Source organism: Streptomyces sp. NPDC057445 (assembly GCF_042802855.1).
Lineage (GTDB): Bacteria > Actinomycetota > Actinomycetes > Streptomycetales > Streptomycetaceae > Streptomyces.
On record NZ_JBHVDH010000004.1, the window covers coordinates 401,537 to 416,832 of the forward strand.

At 70.7% G+C, this 15,296-nt stretch carries 16 protein-coding genes; 7 read left to right on the top strand and 9 right to left on the bottom strand.

Features of this window, described 5'->3' with window-relative positions; genetic code table 11:
- Nucleotides 1-360: 360 nt before the first annotated feature.
- The gene (locus ACFU5O_RS13070) at nucleotides 361-996 is read right to left on the bottom strand and encodes a DUF305 domain-containing protein (RefSeq protein ID WP_384239534.1); all 636 of its coding nucleotides are present in this window, start codon (nucleotides 994-996) and stop codon (nucleotides 361-363) included.
- Between the two features lie 122 nt (nucleotides 997-1,118).
- Nucleotides 1,119-1,535: a DUF6153 family protein gene (locus ACFU5O_RS13075; protein WP_384239536.1), complete on the bottom strand. Its 417-nt coding sequence runs from the start codon at nucleotides 1,533-1,535 to the stop codon at nucleotides 1,119-1,121.
- Nucleotides 1,536-1,774: 239 nt separating this feature from the next.
- Here ACFU5O_RS13075 and ACFU5O_RS13080 point away from each other — a divergent pair, with 239 nt between their 5' ends.
- The 4 genes from ACFU5O_RS13080 to ACFU5O_RS13095 all read left to right on the top strand — a co-directional run bounded on the left by ACFU5O_RS13080 (nucleotide 1,775) and on the right by ACFU5O_RS13095 (nucleotide 4,767).
- Complete coding sequence (locus ACFU5O_RS13080; protein ID WP_384239538.1) at nucleotides 1,775-2,785, top strand: permease; 1,011 nt, start codon at nucleotides 1,775-1,777, stop codon at nucleotides 2,783-2,785.
- Entirely contained in the window at nucleotides 2,782-3,516 is a 735-nt protein-coding gene (locus ACFU5O_RS13085) for a TIGR03943 family putative permease subunit (RefSeq protein WP_384239540.1), read from the top strand. Before ACFU5O_RS13080 ends, ACFU5O_RS13085 begins: the two co-directional genes overlap by 4 nt.
- 151 nt (nucleotides 3,517-3,667) lie before the next feature.
- The gene (locus tag ACFU5O_RS13090; RefSeq protein ID WP_384239542.1) at nucleotides 3,668-4,192 is read left to right on the top strand and encodes an HXXEE domain-containing protein; all 525 of its coding nucleotides are present in this window, start codon (nucleotides 3,668-3,670) and stop codon (nucleotides 4,190-4,192) included.
- Nucleotides 4,193-4,224: 32 nt separating this feature from the next.
- Nucleotides 4,225-4,767: a hypothetical protein gene (locus ACFU5O_RS13095; protein WP_384239543.1), complete on the top strand. Its 543-nt coding sequence runs from the start codon at nucleotides 4,225-4,227 to the stop codon at nucleotides 4,765-4,767.
- Between the two features lie 49 nt (nucleotides 4,768-4,816).
- Here the strand turns inward: ACFU5O_RS13095 and ACFU5O_RS13100 are convergent, their stop codons facing one another.
- The 6 genes from ACFU5O_RS13100 to ACFU5O_RS13125 form a co-directional block, all read right to left on the bottom strand.
- On the bottom strand, nucleotides 4,817-6,028 hold the full coding sequence (locus ACFU5O_RS13100) for a serine hydrolase domain-containing protein (RefSeq protein WP_384239545.1): 1,212 nt from the start codon (nucleotides 6,026-6,028) through the stop codon (nucleotides 4,817-4,819).
- A gap of 96 nt (nucleotides 6,029-6,124) precedes the next feature.
- Complete coding sequence (locus tag ACFU5O_RS13105) at nucleotides 6,125-6,847, bottom strand: response regulator (protein WP_384239547.1); 723 nt, start codon at nucleotides 6,845-6,847, stop codon at nucleotides 6,125-6,127.
- Nucleotides 6,844-8,040 (bottom strand): sensor histidine kinase, encoded by a 1,197-nt coding sequence (locus tag ACFU5O_RS13110; RefSeq protein WP_384239549.1) that lies wholly within the window; start codon nucleotides 8,038-8,040, stop codon nucleotides 6,844-6,846. Before ACFU5O_RS13110 ends, ACFU5O_RS13105 begins: the two co-directional genes overlap by 4 nt.
- Nucleotides 8,040-8,825 carry an SAM-dependent methyltransferase gene (locus tag ACFU5O_RS13115; protein ID WP_384239551.1) on the bottom strand — a complete coding sequence of 262 codons (786 nt, stop codon included), beginning with the start codon at nucleotides 8,823-8,825 and terminating at the stop codon, nucleotides 8,040-8,042. Before ACFU5O_RS13115 ends, ACFU5O_RS13110 begins: the two co-directional genes overlap by 1 nt.
- Nucleotides 8,822-9,529: a glycerophosphodiester phosphodiesterase gene (locus ACFU5O_RS13120; RefSeq protein ID WP_384239553.1), complete on the bottom strand. Its 708-nt coding sequence runs from the start codon at nucleotides 9,527-9,529 to the stop codon at nucleotides 8,822-8,824. Before ACFU5O_RS13120 ends, ACFU5O_RS13115 begins: the two co-directional genes overlap by 4 nt.
- 9 nt (nucleotides 9,530-9,538) lie before the next feature.
- Entirely contained in the window at nucleotides 9,539-10,564 is a 1,026-nt protein-coding gene (locus tag ACFU5O_RS13125; protein ID WP_384239555.1) for an adenosine deaminase, read from the bottom strand.
- Nucleotides 10,565-10,672: 108 nt separating this feature from the next.
- Between ACFU5O_RS13125 and ACFU5O_RS13130 the strand changes: the two genes are divergently transcribed.
- Nucleotides 10,673-11,431 (top strand): DUF4190 domain-containing protein, encoded by a 759-nt coding sequence (locus tag ACFU5O_RS13130; RefSeq protein WP_384239557.1) that lies wholly within the window; start codon nucleotides 10,673-10,675, stop codon nucleotides 11,429-11,431.
- A 265-nt stretch (nucleotides 11,432-11,696) separates the two neighbouring features.
- On the opposite strand, the gene ACFU5O_RS13135 is transcribed toward ACFU5O_RS13130, so the two are convergent.
- On the bottom strand, nucleotides 11,697-12,278 hold the full coding sequence (locus tag ACFU5O_RS13135; protein WP_384239696.1) for an NADAR family protein: 582 nt from the start codon (nucleotides 12,276-12,278) through the stop codon (nucleotides 11,697-11,699).
- A 175-nt stretch (nucleotides 12,279-12,453) separates the two neighbouring features.
- On the opposite strand from ACFU5O_RS13135, the gene ACFU5O_RS13140 reads away from it, so the two are divergent.
- Together ACFU5O_RS13140 and ACFU5O_RS13145 are read left to right on the top strand one after the other, a co-directional pair.
- Nucleotides 12,454-13,971 (top strand): gamma-aminobutyraldehyde dehydrogenase, encoded by a 1,518-nt coding sequence (locus ACFU5O_RS13140; protein ID WP_384239559.1) that lies wholly within the window; start codon nucleotides 12,454-12,456, stop codon nucleotides 13,969-13,971.
- 72 nt (nucleotides 13,972-14,043) lie between these two features.
- The gene (locus tag ACFU5O_RS13145; RefSeq protein ID WP_384239561.1) at nucleotides 14,044-15,291 is read left to right on the top strand and encodes a PotD/PotF family extracellular solute-binding protein; all 1,248 of its coding nucleotides are present in this window, start codon (nucleotides 14,044-14,046) and stop codon (nucleotides 15,289-15,291) included.
- Nucleotides 15,292-15,296: the final 5 nt, after the last annotated feature.

Genomic DNA, 15,296 nt, shown 5'->3' on the forward strand with positions numbered 1-15,296 from the left:
CGCCCGGCATCGTTCCGGCCACTCCGGCAGCGCGGCGCAGGCCAGGCCAGGCCCGGGCCGACGGCCGTGAAGGCCAGGCCGTCGAACAGGCCGGTACGGGTGGTGATGCGGCCGGCGTCCAGGGCTCGCCCGGTTCTGGCCGGACGACGGCCACGTACAGGGCGAGCACGGACACGACGGCGCCGCCGGCCACTGCGCCCAGACCGCCCCGGCGTCGGGGACCGGAAGGAAGCCGACGCCGGCCGAGTGGGCCGCGGTGGCGGCGACAAGGGCGACGGCCGGCGGCCACAGAGGGCCGGAAGGCCGGAAGGCTGGGGGGCGGGCCTGAACGGACCGCCCCCTCTGCCGGTCGGAGCGGGGTCAGCTCTTGCCGAGGAGTTCGCTCATCCTGGTGATCTCGGCGGTCTGGGAGGTGATGACGGCGCCGGCCATGTCCTTGGCGGGCTGGTAGGTCCCGTCGGTCTGCTCGGTCCTGGCCATCTCCACCGCGCCTCGATGGTGCTTGATCATCAGCTCCATGAAGGCAGCGTCGAAGGGCCTGCCGGAGGACTTCTCCAGCTTGTCCATCTCCTCCGCGGTCATCATCCCGCCCGTGTCGTGCACGGAGTGGTCCATGGCGCCCTCGGCGGGCACCTCCTCGCCCCAGGAAGTGAGCCACCCGGACAGCGCCTTGATCTCCGGGTCCTGGGCCTTCTTGATCTCTGCGGCGAGTTTCCTCACCTCGGCCGACTCGGCACGGGTGGTCGCGAGGCCGGCCATCTCCACGGCCTGGCGGTGGTGGGGGATCATCCGCTGCGCGAACGAGACGTCGGCGGCGTTGTGCTGCCCCTGCGACGCCGGAGCCGACGCGCTCGGCCGAGCGGTCCTGCCGTGGCCGTCGTGGTCGGCCGACTTGTCGTCGCCGGCCCCGCAGGCGGCCAGGACGATCACAGCGGTAACGGCGGCTGCCGCAGCGGTGGCGCGGCGGACCAGGGAACGGTGTGCGTGTGCGGTCATGACGGTGCAACTCCTTGACTGCGCGCTCATGAACGACGGCGCGCGAGAAGGTGGAAATGAGGCATGCCGGAGCGCGGCCCCCTTCACCGGGCGGGCCGGAGAGAAGTGCCGTGCATGTGCCTCTAGATCCGCAGGAGTTGCAGTTGCGCCAGGTTGGGCGGGGCCCGCCCGCGCTCTGTCGCGGCAGCCACCCGGCCCGGCGGGACGAGAGCTGGGGCTGAGGCCGCCAGGGCAGGGGCCGGGGCTGGCGGCGCGTACGACGTGGTGACACCGCCCGCCGCGCAGGTGGCGTCCGCGTGGTTCGTGTGTCCGTCCGCGCCGCCCTCCACGGCGTGCGCGCACTCCTGGCCCGGCTGATGCCCGGAGGCGTCCTGGGCCATGAGGGCTCCGTGACGGCCGTGCGCATCCGCGTGTGCGGTGGTGACATGGCCCGGGGCCAGGCCGTGCATGGCCAGCACCCCGGCGAGCACCGCGAGAACGAGCAGCAGCGTGCCGCGCCCGGCCGGGCGGCGGCTGGTCGGCTGCGTGCTGCTGGTCATCGCGCCCATCGTACGGGCAGGTGTTGTCAGGGCGGCGTCAGCCCGCTGCCGTGGCGAGTGCTGGTGCGGAACGGGCGGGCCTGTGGGAGCGCGGTGTTGGCGATGAGGTTCGAGTACCGGGGCAGTTGCAACCAGGAGGCCGGGTCACGTGTCGTGAGAAGCTCTGCCGGAACCGGCGTACTGATGGTGGAGAGGGAACCCGACCCGCGAAATCCTTCCACACCGGAGGTACCTCACCCGTGACCACCAGCAAAGCAGCCCCGACCCGGGTTGGCGACCACGAGTCGGACGATCCGCAGGGTCGGCAGTTGGACTCGTCCCTCGTCCTGATCATGCTGCTGCTTCTGGTGGTTGTGCTGCAGGGACCGATCCGCCGGGCGTTGTCCGCGCCGGTGATGCAGAGCTGGATGACCGTGTTCGTCGCGGTGGTCGTCCAGGCCCTGCCCTTCCTCGTCCTCGGCGTGCTCCTGTCGGCGATCATCGCGGTGTTCGTCCCACCGTCGTTCTTCGCCCGCGCGCTGCCGAGGCGGCCCGCCCTGGCAGTGCCGGTGGCCGGGATGGCCGGGGCGGTCCTGCCGGGCTGCGAGTGCGCCTCCGTGCCGGTGGCCGGGGCGCTTGTGCGCCGGGGCGTCACTCCCGCCGCGGCACTGGCGTTCCTGCTGTCCGCCCCGGCGATCAACCCGATCGTGCTGACCGCCACCGCCGTCGCGTTCCCCGGCAACCCGCGGATGGTCCTGGCCCGGTTCGTGGCGAGTCTGCTCGTGGCGTGCGCGATGGGCTGGTTGTGGCAACGGCTGGGCCGCACCGACTGGCTGCGTCTTCCGGCGCATCCATCGCTCGACGGCCTGAGCAGGGGGGCGGCGTTCTGGGGCTCCGTACGCCACGACGTGATGCACGCCGGCGGCTTCCTGGTCGTCGGCGCGATGGTCGCGGCCACCCTCAAGGCCGTCGTGCCGACCGGCTGGCTGCAGACCGCGGCCGACAGCCCTGTGGTGTCGATCCTCGCTCTGGCCTTCCTCGCGGTGGTGCTGTCGATCTGTTCGGAGGCCGACGCGTTCGTGGCCGCGTCCCTGTCCCAGTTCTCGCTCACCGCCCGGCTGGCGTTCCTCGTCGTCGGACCGATGATCGACCTGAAACTGTTCGCCATGCAGGCCGCCACGTTCGGCCGCGGGTTCGCGCTGCGGTTCGCCCCTGCCACCTTCACGCTTGCCGTCCTGGTGTCGGCCCTGGTCGGGGCGGTCCTGCTGTGAACCGGCAGGCGCAAGCAGTCGTGCTGTTCCTCGTCGGCGGGGCGGTGCTGCGCGCCGGCTTCACCGACCTCTATCTGCGCTACGTCAAGGCCGGGTTGCGCCCGTTGCTGATCGCGGCCGGCATCGTCCTGATCATCGCCGCCCTCGCCACCGTCCGGTACGAACTGCGACGGCCGCGCGCGACCCGGGAGGAGCGGGCCGAGCGTGAGCAGCACGACCAGCGTGGCCACGCCCACCGGGAACCGCGAATATCGTGGCTCCTCGTCCTGCCCCTGTTCGCCCTCATCCTGGTCGCCCCGCCCGCGCTGGGTTCCTACAGCGCCATGCGCACCGGCACGGCCCTGCAAGAGCCCTGGGGCTTCCCCGCACTCCCCGCCGACGATCCCCTCCGACTGGACGTCGTCGACTACGCCGGCCGCGCCGTCTACGACCACGGACGCTCCCTCGGCGGCCGGCGGATCAAAGTCACCGGCTTCATCGCGCTCGACCGCAGCGGCGCGCCCTACCTCACCCGCATGGTCCTCAACTGCTGCGCTGCCGACGCTCAGCCCGTCAAGATCGGCCTGTCCGGACAGGTTCCCCCCATCCTGCAACCCGATGCATGGCTCGAAGTCACCGGCACCTACACCGGCAGACAGACCAGGGACCCCCTCAACGGCGGGGTCATCCCCTTCATCGACATCAGCGAGGTCAGGCCGGTCCCCGCTCCCGACAACCAGTACGAGGACTGAAGAGGCGAAGACGTCGATCGCACGCGCCACCGGCTCCGTACCGAAGTGCCGTGGAGAATTACCTGCTTCGGGTCGCGGACGGTGCGGGACAGTTGGCATCACCGCAGGCCGGGAACACCGCCTGATGCCGACAAGGAATCGTGGTCACATCATGGAGAAAGTGAACTCACTCGTCACCTACGGGCTGTTGGCGGCGTGGGCCCTGCACGACGCAGAGGAACTGGCCACCGGGCCGCAATGGATACGGGAGAACGTGCCCGTCCTGCGCAAACGCTTCCCCGACGCACCCGAGCGCCTCTGGCGCGCCATGGAATCCGTCGACGAGCGCGAGTTCGCCGTCGCCGTGGGAGCCATGGCCACGATCGTCGGTGCCGCTGCCGTGGCCGGACACCGGTCCGGTGGCCGGTCCGGCTTCTATCAGGGCGCATTGAACGGCTTCGGACTGCACGGCCTCGTCCATCTCGCCCAGGCCGCCGCCGTGCGCGGCTACACGCCCGGCTCCGCCACCTCACCGTTGATCGTCGTGCCCTTCACCCTCTGGGCGCGCGGGCGGCTGCGCCGGGCAGGCGTCCTGCGGCCCACCCGTGGGCGCGATGTGCTGACCGGCCTCGCCATGGCCGCGGGCGCCACCATCGTCTCGCACGCGGTCGCCCGCAAGGTCGGCGGGGCCCGGTAAAGGGCCCGTAAACCCGGGCGTACGCTGCGGACATGAGCGAGCGAAGAGCGCTGTTGCGCCGCATACGTGTGTGGCTGGCCGTCTTCATCGTCTGCCTGGTGCTGAGCGGGCTGACGGCCTTCCCTCTCGTCACCGAGCTGCACCTGGTGCACGATGCGCTGACGTCGTGGGCGGCTCCCGTCGCGGATGCCCTTCCCGGCCTGCTGGAGTGGATCGAGCGCGTGCGGCACGGCCTCGACACCGCGGACGCGCACCATCCCTTCCTGCTGTACGGCACCGACTGGCTCGCCTTCGCCCATCTCGTCATCGCCGTCGCCTTCTACGGGCCCTACCGCGATCCCGTACGCAACATCTGGGTCGTCGAGTTCGGCATGATCGCCTGCGCCGGGATCGTCCCGCTCGCACTGATCTGCGGCCCGATCCGGGGGATCCCCTTCTGGTGGTCGGTCATCGACATGTCGTTCGGGCTGTTCGGCGTGATCCCGCTGCTGTTCGTACGGCGACTGATCAAGCGGCTGGAGGCGGTGAGCGCTCCCGTCCCGCTCCCGGTGACGGAGGCCGCACAACTGCACTGACCCGTCGGCCGACCCCTCGGGGAGCTCCGCCGGGGGACGGCCGGCGAGGTCACTGCCCGGGCTCGCCGAAGGCCGCCACAACGACGTTCATCGCCACCGCGTTCACGTCCTGGCCCTTGGCGTCCGTGGAGTTGACGCTGAAGACGAGTGTGCGCGAGAGATCACGGGTGGCGGCGATCGCCGCGTTGTAGCCCCAGCGGCCACCCGTCTTGCCCCATACCTCCCGTCCGCCGAGCTTCTTCACGGACAGACCGACGGAGTATGAGGCCGGCCCGCCCGTGCCGTGGTCGCGCACATCCTTGCCGGGCAGGGTGAACATCTCCTCCAGCAGAGGGCCGCGCACGATCCGTCCGCGGAAGAGAGCCTTCATGAACCGCTCCAGATCGGCGGTCGTGGAGATGATGTCGCCCGCCGCCCAGCCGTCCGTGGCACCCCACACCGACACATCGCGCAGTCCGGTCGTGCCGTTGCCCAGCTTCATCGACTGGTAGCCGTGGTTGTGCGGGCCGCGGATCCGCGGGTCGGTCCCGGGGAAGTACGTGCCGCGCAGGCCGAGCGGCTTCAGGATGCGGCGGCCGACCTCGGCCTCGTAGGGCTCACCCGTCACCCGCTCGATCAGCAGCCCCGCGATCGTGTAGCCGACGTTGAGGTAATGCTGCTTCGTGCCCGGCACGAACTCCCGTTCCTTGCCCGTCGCCGACCGCACCATCGCGCGCGGGTCGTGCAGCGCGAAGCGGTTCTCGTACCAGTCCTCGACGTTCTTTCCTGGCATGTCGGCGGCCGGGATGCCGTGGGTGTGGTTGAGGAGCTGGCGGACCGTGACCCCTGCGTACGACGCGGGGAGCAGATCCGGCAGATACGAGCGGGCCGGACGGTCCAGGCCGACCTTCCCCTCCGCGGCGAGCTGGAGGACCACCGCGGCCGTGAAGACCTTCGTCACCGAACCGGCCCGGAAGCGCGCATCCGGGTCGGCCGGACGGCCGGACGGCAGATCGTGCACGCCCGAACTGCCGCGCCAACTGCCTCCGGTGCCCCCGACGCGTACCAGCGCGGCCGTCGCATCGGTGTCCGGCAGTCCGGCGACAGCTGCGCGCAGGGCCTTCACGTCCAGGTCGCCGTCGACCTTGACGGCGGCGGAGCTCTCCGCCGTGTCGCCGCGGACGGCCGCGGGGGAGCCGGCGACGGCCGGGACCGCGGCCGGGCCGGCCGTGACACCGAGGACGAGCGCGGCGGCGATCAGGCCACGGGTGCGGTACTTCATGGTCAACTCCTTGGGTGCGAACCGTTGTTCCGTACACCTCCATCCTGTTGACCGGGTGCTGCGCGCGGATCGCCGGTGGGAGCGGTCCTCGCCCGCTCACTTTCTCGCCGGTACGGGGGAGCCGGCGGGCCGGCCTCCCCCGGCCGGGGGAGGCCCGGCCGCGCTTCCGGCGGAGATCAGCCCCGTCTCGTACGCACAGATGACCGCCTGGATCCGGTCCCGCAGACCGAGCTTGGACAGCACATTTCCCACATGCGTCTTGACGGTGTGCTCGCTGACGACAAGCGCCGCCGCGATCTCCGCGTTCGACAGACCACGCCCCAGCAACAGGAGGGTCTCCCGCTCGCGTGCGGTCAGGAAGTCCAGTCGGCAGGCGGCCGTCGCCGTCGGGCGGGCGGTGTGCTGGGTGTACTCCTCGATCAGCCGCCGGGCCACCGAAGGCGCGAGCAGGGAGTCGCCGCGCGCCACCACCCGGACCGCGTGCACCAGATCGTCCCGCCGTACGTCCTTGAGCAGAAAGCCGCTCGCGCCCGCGTGCAGAGCCTCGTACACGTACTCGTCCGAGTCGAACGTGGTCAGCATGACCGTGCGGCAGGCGGACTCGGTGCTGATCGTGCGGCAGGCCTCGATCCCGTCCACACCGGGCATCCGGATGTCGAGCAGTGCCACATCGGGGGAGAGACGGCGCACCGCGTCGACGGCCTGTGCCCCGTCCGAGGCCTCGGCGACGACATCGATGTCCTGCTGTACGTCCAGGATCATCGCGAAGCCGCTGCGGACCAGCTCCTGGTCGTCGGCCACCACCACACGGATCGTCAACTCCCCACCTCCGCACGGGATCCTACGGGGACGGTGACGGCGACCTCGAAGCCCCGGCCCTCCGGCCCCGGCCCGGTTCGTGCCGTGCCGCCATGTGCCGCCGCCCGCTCGCGCACCCCGATCAGGCCGTGGCCACCGCCGCGGGCCGTCGCGGGACCCCGTCCGTCGTCGGTGACGGTGATCTCCAGCCGGTCCTCCTCGTAGACCAGGCGCACCCGGACCGTGGTCGCCTCCGCATGCCTGACCACGTTCGTCAGCGCTTCCTGGACCACACGGTGGGCCGTCGCCTCGGCATCCGCCGGCAGCGGGCGGACGTCGCCACTCGTCTCGTGGACGATGGTGAGGCCGCTGCCCCGTACGCGCTCCACCAGCCCGGGCAGAGCGGCCAGTCCGGGCTGCGGCTCGCGCGGGGCACAGTCGGACCCGGGGCCACCCTCGCGCAGCACCCCCAGCATCCGGCGCAGCTGGGTCATCGCGTCCCTGCCGGTCTCGGAGATCGCGTCGAAGGCCGCCTCTGCGCGCTCCGGAGCTGTCCGCACGGCGACCGGGCCTGCCTCCGCCTGCACGATCATCAGGCTCACCGCGTGCGACAGGATGTCGTGCATCTCCCGCGCGATGCGGGCCCGTTCGCGGGCGGCGGCCTGCTCGGCCTCGATCCGGTTGGCGCGTTCCAGCTGCGCGGCGCGGTCCTCCACGGCCCGGATGTACGCCTGCCGGGTGTCGGTCAGCCGGCCGGAGACGAAGGCCGCGCCGAACACGAACAGCGAGAACAGGAGCTCCTTGGCGTCACCGGAGTTGGTGGCGACGGACGGGAAGATGATCACGAAGGTCAGGAGGGCGACCCCCAGCCGCTTCGGGGGCGAGGAGAGCGCGGCCACCGTGTGGACGGCGACGAGGCCCGGGTACGGCAGGGGCTGGCCCGGGCCTTCGAGCGTGAACCGGTACAGCGTGCCTGCCGCGAGCACGGCGAGGAACACGACGACCGGGGACCTGCGCCGCCATACCAGGGGCACCGCGGTCAGCGCCGTCATCCCGTAGGACGCCCACGTCGCGTCCGGCAGCTCCGGTGCGCGCGGCACCACGAACGGGATGGTCATCGCGGCCTGCACCAGCAGCACGAGCCCGATGTCCGTCACCCGGGGGCTCGCGCTCCACAGCCCCCGTAACCGCTTCCACGCCCCTCGTACGTCCATCACAGCTTGCGGGCCACCGCGCCGAACTGCGCCACCTCCACCGTCGTCGCGCCGCCGTCGCGCCAGCGGGCACAGGAGACGATGCCCGGCTCCAGGACCATCAGGCCGTCGAGGAAGCCCGCGAACTCGGTGCGGCTGCGTGCGGTGATCGGCGGGGTCGCGTTCTCGTTCCAGAACGCCATCGCCTCGGCATTGCCCTCGCCGCCCAGTTCCAGGGTCGGGTGGGTGAGCGCCACATAGCTGCCGGAGGGTATGGCGTCCACGATGCGGCGGACGATGGACGTGGCCTCGCCCGTGTCGAGGACGAAGTTGAGGATCCCGAGCATGATCACTGCGACCGGCTGCGACAGATCGAGTGTCGGCTCCACGGCCCGCAGGATGTCCTCGGGGCGGTGGGCGTCCGCGTCGATGTACTCGGTGCGGCCCTCGGCGGTGCTGGTGAGCAGCGCGCGGGCATGCGTCAGCACGATCGGGTCGTTGTCGACGTACACGATCCGTGAGTCGGGGGCGATGCGCTGCGCGACCTCATGGGTGTTGTCGACCGTGGGCAGCCCGGTGCCGATGTCCAGGAACTGCCGCACCCCCGCCTCACCGGCGAGAAAGGAGACGACCCGGCCGAGGAACGCCCGGTCGGCGCGGGCGACCTGGCCGATGCTCGGATACAGGCCCGTCACCTGGTCGCCAACCCGACGGTCCACCAGATAGTTGTCCTTGCCGCCGAGCCAGTAGTTCCAGACCCTGGCGTTGTGGGCGATGTCGGTGCGGATCCTGTCGTTCCCGGTCACGCTGTGAGTCCTTTCCCGGCACGGGACTTGCGGAGTACGGAGGCGAGGGTGTCGACCCGGTTCGTCGTGATCGAGTCGACGCCCCGGTTCACGAGTCTGCGCATCGTACGGCGAGTGTCGGCCGTCCAGGCGGACAGGAGAAGGCCGTCCGCGTGAACCCGGTCCGCGAGCTCCCGGCTCACCAGCCCGAAGCGGTAGTTGAGCCAGCGCGGCCGCAGCACGTCCAGCAGGACCGGCCGGGGCGGAGCGAGGGTCGTCCAGGTGAGGGCGATCTCCGCGCCCGGATCGGCCGCCCGGACGGCGACCATCCCGTTCGGTCCGCCGCAGTAGTAGACGCACTCCTGCGCACCGCAGTCCCGGACCGTGCCGACGACGGCGCGCACGGCGGCCTCGTCGGCGCCGGGCAGATCGAGCATCAGCCGGTGGCTGCCCACCGAGGTCAGCGCCTCGCGCAGGGTCGGCACACCGCCGGACGTCAGCTCGGTCAACTCCCCATGGGTGAGCCGGACCAGCGGGAGGTCGTGGCCCCACAGCCGCTTGAGCGTGTCGTCGTGCAGCAGCACGGGCACCCCGTCCCGGCTCAGCCGGACATCGACCTCGACGGCGTCCGCACCCCGCTCGATCGCGGCGTGCAGCGACGGGATCGTGTTCTCGCGGGCGACGTAGGGATCACCGCGGTGCCCTACGAGCGTGACGGTGCGCATGGGGCGTCCTCACTTCGCCGGCCACTGCTCGGTGTAGGTGTCGATCTCCTCGGCGATGCGCGCCTTCCCGGCCGGGTCGAGGAACGACGCCTCCACGGCGTTCTTCGCCAGCGCGGCGAGGCCACGCTCGTCCAGGTCCAGCAGCCGGGCGGCGACCGCGTACTCGTTGTTGAGGTCGGTGCCGAACATCGGCGGGTCGTCGCTGTTGATGGTCACCAGCACCCCGGCCTCGACCATCTCCTTCATCGGGTGCTCGTCGAGGTGCGCGACGGCTCGGGTGGCGATGTTGGAGGTGGGGCAGACCTCCAGGGGGATGCGGTGCTCGGCGAGGTGCGCCAGCAGCTTCGGGTCCTGCGGGGCGCTGGTGCCATGGCCGATGCGCTCGGCGCGGAGGTCGTTCAGCGCGTCCCAGATGGTGCCGGGCCCCGTCGTCTCGCCGGCGTGCGGGACGGACCGCAGCCCGGCGGCGATGGCCCGGTCGAAGTACGGCTTGAACTGCGGCCGGGGCACACCGATCTCCGGGCCTCCGAGGCCGAACGAGACCAGTCCCTCCGGACGGTGATCGACCGCGAGCCGCGCGGTCTCCTCGGCGGCGTCGAGCCCGGCCTCGCCCGGGATGTCGAAGCACCAGCGCAGTACGGTGCCGAGCTCGGCCTCGGCCGCCTTGCGGGCATCCTCGATGGCCTCCATGAAGCCGTGCTCCGGGATGCCCCGCCGGGTCGAACTGAACGGCGTGATGGTCAGCTCCGCGTATCTGATGTTCTGCCGGGCCATGTCACGGGCGACCTCGAAGGTCAGCAGCCGGACGTCCTCGGGGGTGCGGATGAGATCGACGACCGAGAGATAGACCTCGATGAAGTGGGCGAAGTCGGTGAAGGTGAAGTAGTCGGCGAGCGCTTCCGGGTCGGTGGGAACCTTGGAATCCGGGTGGCGGGCGGCCAGTTCGGACACGATGCGCGGCGACGCCGAACCGACGTGGTGGACGTGCAGCTCGGCCTTGGGCAGCCCCGCGATGAAGGGGTGCAGATCGGTCATCGGGTCCTCCGTGTGCTGAGCCGTCCGTGTCAGGGATCATCGTAGGCGGGGTGGCTGCCGCACCGCGCGCAGCCCGTAGCATGACAAATTCACGATGGGGGAGGGCCCATGCCAGACCAGAGCGACCAGCCGCCGGGCGGACACGAGCAGAAGGACCCGTGGGCCCCGCCGGAGCGCCGTGCGCCCCAGGACCAGCAGGGCGGGATCGAGCTCGGCAAGACCACGCCGGCCTCGCAGCCGCCCCGGCCCGGTGTCCATGACCAGCCGACGATGACCTCGATGCCGGGCGTGGGACCGGCCGGCGGACCGGTGGGCCCGGGCGCGGACGCCGGGGCCGTACCACCGCCGCCGATAGCCCCGGGCGGGCCCGCGCAGCCCGCCCCCGGCACCTACGGCTACCCGGCCGCGCCGGGCACGACGGCCGGTGCCGGGTACGGCTACCCGGCGGCACCGGGTGCCACGGCGACCGGTGCTCCCGGCTACCCCGGCTACCCCGGATACCCGGGCTATTCGGGCTCCTGGGGCGTGGGCGCGCCGGCGCAGAACGGCATGGGCACGGCCGCGATGGTCCTCGGCATCCTCGCCGTCTGTCTCTGCTGGTGCTACGGCCTGCCCGGTGTGATCCTGGGCGCGCTCGCCCTGATCTTCGGCATCCTCGGTCGCAAGCGGTACCAGCGCGGCGAGGCGACCAACAAGGGCCAGGCCCTCGCGGGAATGATCCTCGGCCCGATCGGTATGGTCCTCGGGCTGCTCTTCATCGCAGGTCTCGCCTGGCTGATCACTCACGCCGACGAGCTGGACGAGACCGGCAGCACCGACGAGGACCCCTGGGCGACGACACTGGTCCTCGACGCCGCCCCGCGCTGACGGTCCGGACCGGCTCCGACGGCACGGCGGACCGGGACGAGGACGGGAACGGGACGTCCGGGCGGCCCCCCGCGCCGCCCGGCCCCGCCCGCCTCCCGGCCCCGCCCGCCGGGTGCTCCCGTCCCCACGCCCGAGCCGTGAGGCCAGACCCAGACTCAGACCTAGACCTAGACCCACGAGCCGCGACCCCGCCACCGGCAACCCGCGACGTTCGGCCGAGGACCCCGTAGGTCCTGACCGCGCCGGTCCCGAGCCCTGCGAGACCTCAGGCCTTCGGCTCCGAGTCCCCCTGGTCCCTCAGCCGGGCCCGCGCCTCCATCAGCGCGAAGCCCAGCAGATTCAGCCCGCGCCAACGCACCGGGTCATGCGCCCGCTCGTCGTCCGCCGCGAGGCCGATCCCCCAGATACGGTCCATCGGGCTCGCCTCCACCAGCACCCGGTCACCGGTGGCCAGCAGGAACTCCCTCAGCGCGGCATGCTGCCGGAACTTGTGCACGCTGCCCTCGACGACGATCCGGAACCGCTCGCGCTTCCATGTCTCCTCGCTGAACCCGCGCACCAGACGGCCCGCCTTCTTGGCAAGCGCCGGATTCGCCGCTCCCACGGCCTTGTGCTCCGCGTCGGTGTCGCCGAAGAGACGCGCCTTCCCGGCCATCATCCAGTGCTCGGCGGTCGCATAATCGATTCCATCCACGGTGAACGGCGCAGGCCACCACTGACTCAGACAGCCGGCGCCGATGCCGCCGTCACGGCGCGGCGCGTGTCCCCAGAAGTGCAGATATTTGAACCGCCGACCGTTTCTGACCTGCTCGATCAGATCCGCTGTGGTCGTACCGGTGATCCCCATGCACGCGAGTGTGCCAGTCACCACTGACACTCCGTCCCGGTATCACCATCCTGACGCGACACATGGTCCACCGAATCCGTCGCGTAACCAAAAGGCAACTACGGAATCACTTGTTGGAGAACTATCCCTCTGTCAGGATCGGCACTCACTTCGAGCTGGAACAACGGAGAGCGTCATGGGCAACCGCTTCCAGGTACAGGACCGCTTCAAGGAAGGCGCGCAGTACGTCGGCGGACGGCTGCGTCCCGGCACATCAGGACGTAACCACGCAATCGTCGATCCCGCCACCGGAGAGCAGGTCCTCGACTACGAGCTCGCCGGTACGGCCGACGTCGATGCCGCCGTCGCCGCCGCACGCGAGGCGTTCCCCGGATGGGCGGGCGCGACCCCGGGCGAGCGTTCCGACGCCCTGCACCGCTTCGCCTCCGTGCTCGCCGAGCAGGCGGAGGACTTCGCCCAGGCCGAGTCGCTGCAGTGCGGCAAGCCGATCAAACTGACCCGCGAGTTCGACGTGCCCGGCACCGTGGACAACACGGCGTTCTTCGCCGGCGCCGCGCGGCACCTCCAGGGCCAGTCCGCCGGCGAGTACAGCGGCGACCACACGTCGTACGTACGCCGCGAGCCGATCGGTGTCGTCGGCTCGATCGCGCCCTGGAACTATCCGCTCCAGATGGCCGCCTGGAAGGTCCTCCCGGCCGTCGCGGCGGGCAACACCATCGTCCTCAAGCCCGCCGAGATCACCCCGCTGACCTCCCTGATGTTCGCCGCCGCCGCGACCGAGGCCGGGCTCCCCGACGGTGTCGTCAACATCGTGACCGGCGCCGGAAGGGAAGCGGGGGAGCACCTCGTCGGACACCCGGACGTGGCCATGACCTCGTTCACCGGCTCCACCCCGGTCGGCAAGCGCGTCGCCGAAGTCGCCACCGCCACGGTCAAGCGGCTCCACCTGGAGCTCGGCGGCAAGGCCCCGTTCCTGGTCTTCGACGACGCGGATCTGGAAGCCGCCGTTCACGGCGCCGTCGCGGGCGCACTGATCAACAGTGGCCAGGACTGCACCGCCGCCACCCGCGCCTACGTCCAGCGCCCGCTGTACGACGCCTTCGTCGCCGGAGTCGCCGACGTGATGGCGACCGTACGGCTCGGCGACCCCTTCGACCCGTCGACCGACCTCGGCCCGCTCGTCTCGCACACCCAGCGGGACCGCGTCGCCGGATTCGTCGACAGGGCCCGCTCGTACGCGACCGTGGTCACCGGCGGCAAGGCCCCCGGCGGCGACCTCGAGAACGGTGCGTACTACCTCCCGACCCTGATCTCGGGTGCCGCCCAGGACAGCGAGGTCGTCCAGTCCGAGATCTTCGGTCCCGTCCTGGTCGTCCTGCCCTTCGACTCCGACGACGAAGGCATTGCGCTGGCCAACGACACCCCGTACGGTCTCGCAGCCTCGGCCTGGAGCCGCGACGTCTACCGCGCGGGCCGCGCCACCCGTGAGATCAAAGCGGGTTGCGTCTGGGTGAACGATCACATCCCGATCATCAGCGAGATGCCCCACGGCGGTTACAAGGCCAGTGGGTTCGGCAAGGACATGTCGGCGTACTCCTTCGAGGAGTACACGCAGGTCAAGCACGTGATGTACGACAACACAGCGGTCGTCAGGAAGGACTGGCACCGCACGATCTTCGGAGACCGACCGTAACGATATGCGGCTTTCGCCGCGTGGCCCCCGCCGTACCCACGGTGGCGAACCATCCCCGAAAGGGCACAGCGCATGAAGCAGTACGAGCCCGAGCGCCTCTCGGCGGCACAGGAAGCCGCGATACGGCGCAGCATGACGAACGGCCGGGGTGCCCTCTCCCGCCGTTCCCTCCTGCGTGCGTCCGGTGTCGGCGCGCTCACCATCGGCGGTATGGGCGCGCTCAACGCCTGCGGGATTCCGCCCGCCAAGCGCGAAGCCGGAGCGGCTGCCTCGGACGACCACTCGGACCAGGAGAAGGCGCTCAGCTTCTCCAACTGGACCGAGTACATGGACATCAGCGAGGACGAGAAGAGCCGTCCCACGCTGGACCAGTTCACCAAGCGCACCGGGATCAAGGTCAAGTACACCGAGGACATCAACGACAACGTCGAGTTCTTCGGGAAGATCCAGCCGCAGCTCGCGGCCGGCCAGGACACCGGTCGTGACCTGATCAACGTCACGGACTGGCTCGCCGCACGCATGATCCGGCTCGGCTGGGTGCAGAAGCTCGATGCGTCACTGCTGCCGCACGCGTACGCCAACCTCGCCCCCCAGTTCCGCAGCCCCGACTGGGACCCGGGGCGCGCCTACTCGTACCCCTGGACCGGTATTCCGGCCGTCATCGCCTACAACATCAAGGCGACCGGCGGACGCAAGGTCGACTCCGTCACCCAGCTGCTGGACGACCCCACCCTCAAGGGAAGGGTCAGCTTCCTCACGGAGATGCGCGACACGGTCGGCATGACCCTCCTCGACCTGGGCAAGGACCCCGCCAAGGTCACCGACGCCGACTACGACGCCGCCCTCAACCGGCTCCAGAAGGCCGTCGACAAGAAGCAGATCCGCCGCTTCACCGGCAACGACTACACCTCGGACCTCGACAAGGGTGACATCGCCGCCTGCGTCGCCTGGGCCGGTGACCTCATCCAGCTCCAGGTCGACAACCCCGACATCAGGTACGCGATCCCGGCTGCCGGCTATATGACAGCCACCGACAACATGCTGGTGCCGGCGCAGGCCCGGCACCAGAAGAACGCCACCCGGTTGATCGACTACTACTACGAGCTCCCCGTCGCCGCGCAGCTCGCCGCGTACATCAACTATGTGTCGCCGGTCGCCGGCGTCGGCCCCGAGCTCGCGAAGATCGACCCGGAGCTGGCGAGCAACCCGCTGATCATCCCGGACGAGGCCATGGCCGCCAAGTCCCACGCCTTCCGCTCGCTCAGCAGCGAGGAAGAGACGGCGTACGAAGAGAAGTTCGCCAAGCTCATCGGCGCCTGACCCTT

What these genes read in the sequence shown, in the direction of transcription:
- ACFU5O_RS13070 (WP_384239534.1), bottom strand. Translation starts at nt 996, where the DNA reads ATGACCGCACACGCACACCGTTCCCTGGTCCGCCGCGCCACCGCTGCG.
- ACFU5O_RS13075 (WP_384239536.1), bottom strand. Translation starts at nt 1,535, where the DNA reads ATGACCAGCAGCACGCAGCCGACCAGCCGCCGCCCGGCCGGGCGCGGC.
- ACFU5O_RS13090 (WP_384239542.1), top strand. Translation starts at nt 3,668, where the DNA reads ATGGAGAAAGTGAACTCACTCGTCACCTACGGGCTGTTGGCGGCGTGG.
- ACFU5O_RS13095 (WP_384239543.1), top strand. Translation starts at nt 4,225, where the DNA reads ATGAGCGAGCGAAGAGCGCTGTTGCGCCGCATACGTGTGTGGCTGGCC.
- ACFU5O_RS13100 (WP_384239545.1), bottom strand. Translation starts at nt 6,028, where the DNA reads ATGAAGTACCGCACCCGTGGCCTGATCGCCGCCGCGCTCGTCCTCGGT.
- ACFU5O_RS13110 (WP_384239549.1), bottom strand. Translation starts at nt 8,040, where the DNA reads ATGGACGTACGAGGGGCGTGGAAGCGGTTACGGGGGCTGTGGAGCGCG.
- ACFU5O_RS13120 (WP_384239553.1), bottom strand. Translation starts at nt 9,529, where the DNA reads ATGCGCACCGTCACGCTCGTAGGGCACCGCGGTGATCCCTACGTCGCC.
- ACFU5O_RS13125 (WP_384239555.1), bottom strand. Translation starts at nt 10,564, where the DNA reads ATGACCGATCTGCACCCCTTCATCGCGGGGCTGCCCAAGGCCGAGCTG.
- ACFU5O_RS13130 (WP_384239557.1), top strand. Translation starts at nt 10,673, where the DNA reads ATGCCAGACCAGAGCGACCAGCCGCCGGGCGGACACGAGCAGAAGGAC.
- ACFU5O_RS13135 (WP_384239696.1), bottom strand. Translation starts at nt 12,278, where the DNA reads ATGGGGATCACCGGTACGACCACAGCGGATCTGATCGAGCAGGTCAGA.
- ACFU5O_RS13140 (WP_384239559.1), top strand. Translation starts at nt 12,454, where the DNA reads ATGGGCAACCGCTTCCAGGTACAGGACCGCTTCAAGGAAGGCGCGCAG.
- ACFU5O_RS13145 (WP_384239561.1), top strand. Translation starts at nt 14,044, where the DNA reads ATGAAGCAGTACGAGCCCGAGCGCCTCTCGGCGGCACAGGAAGCCGCG.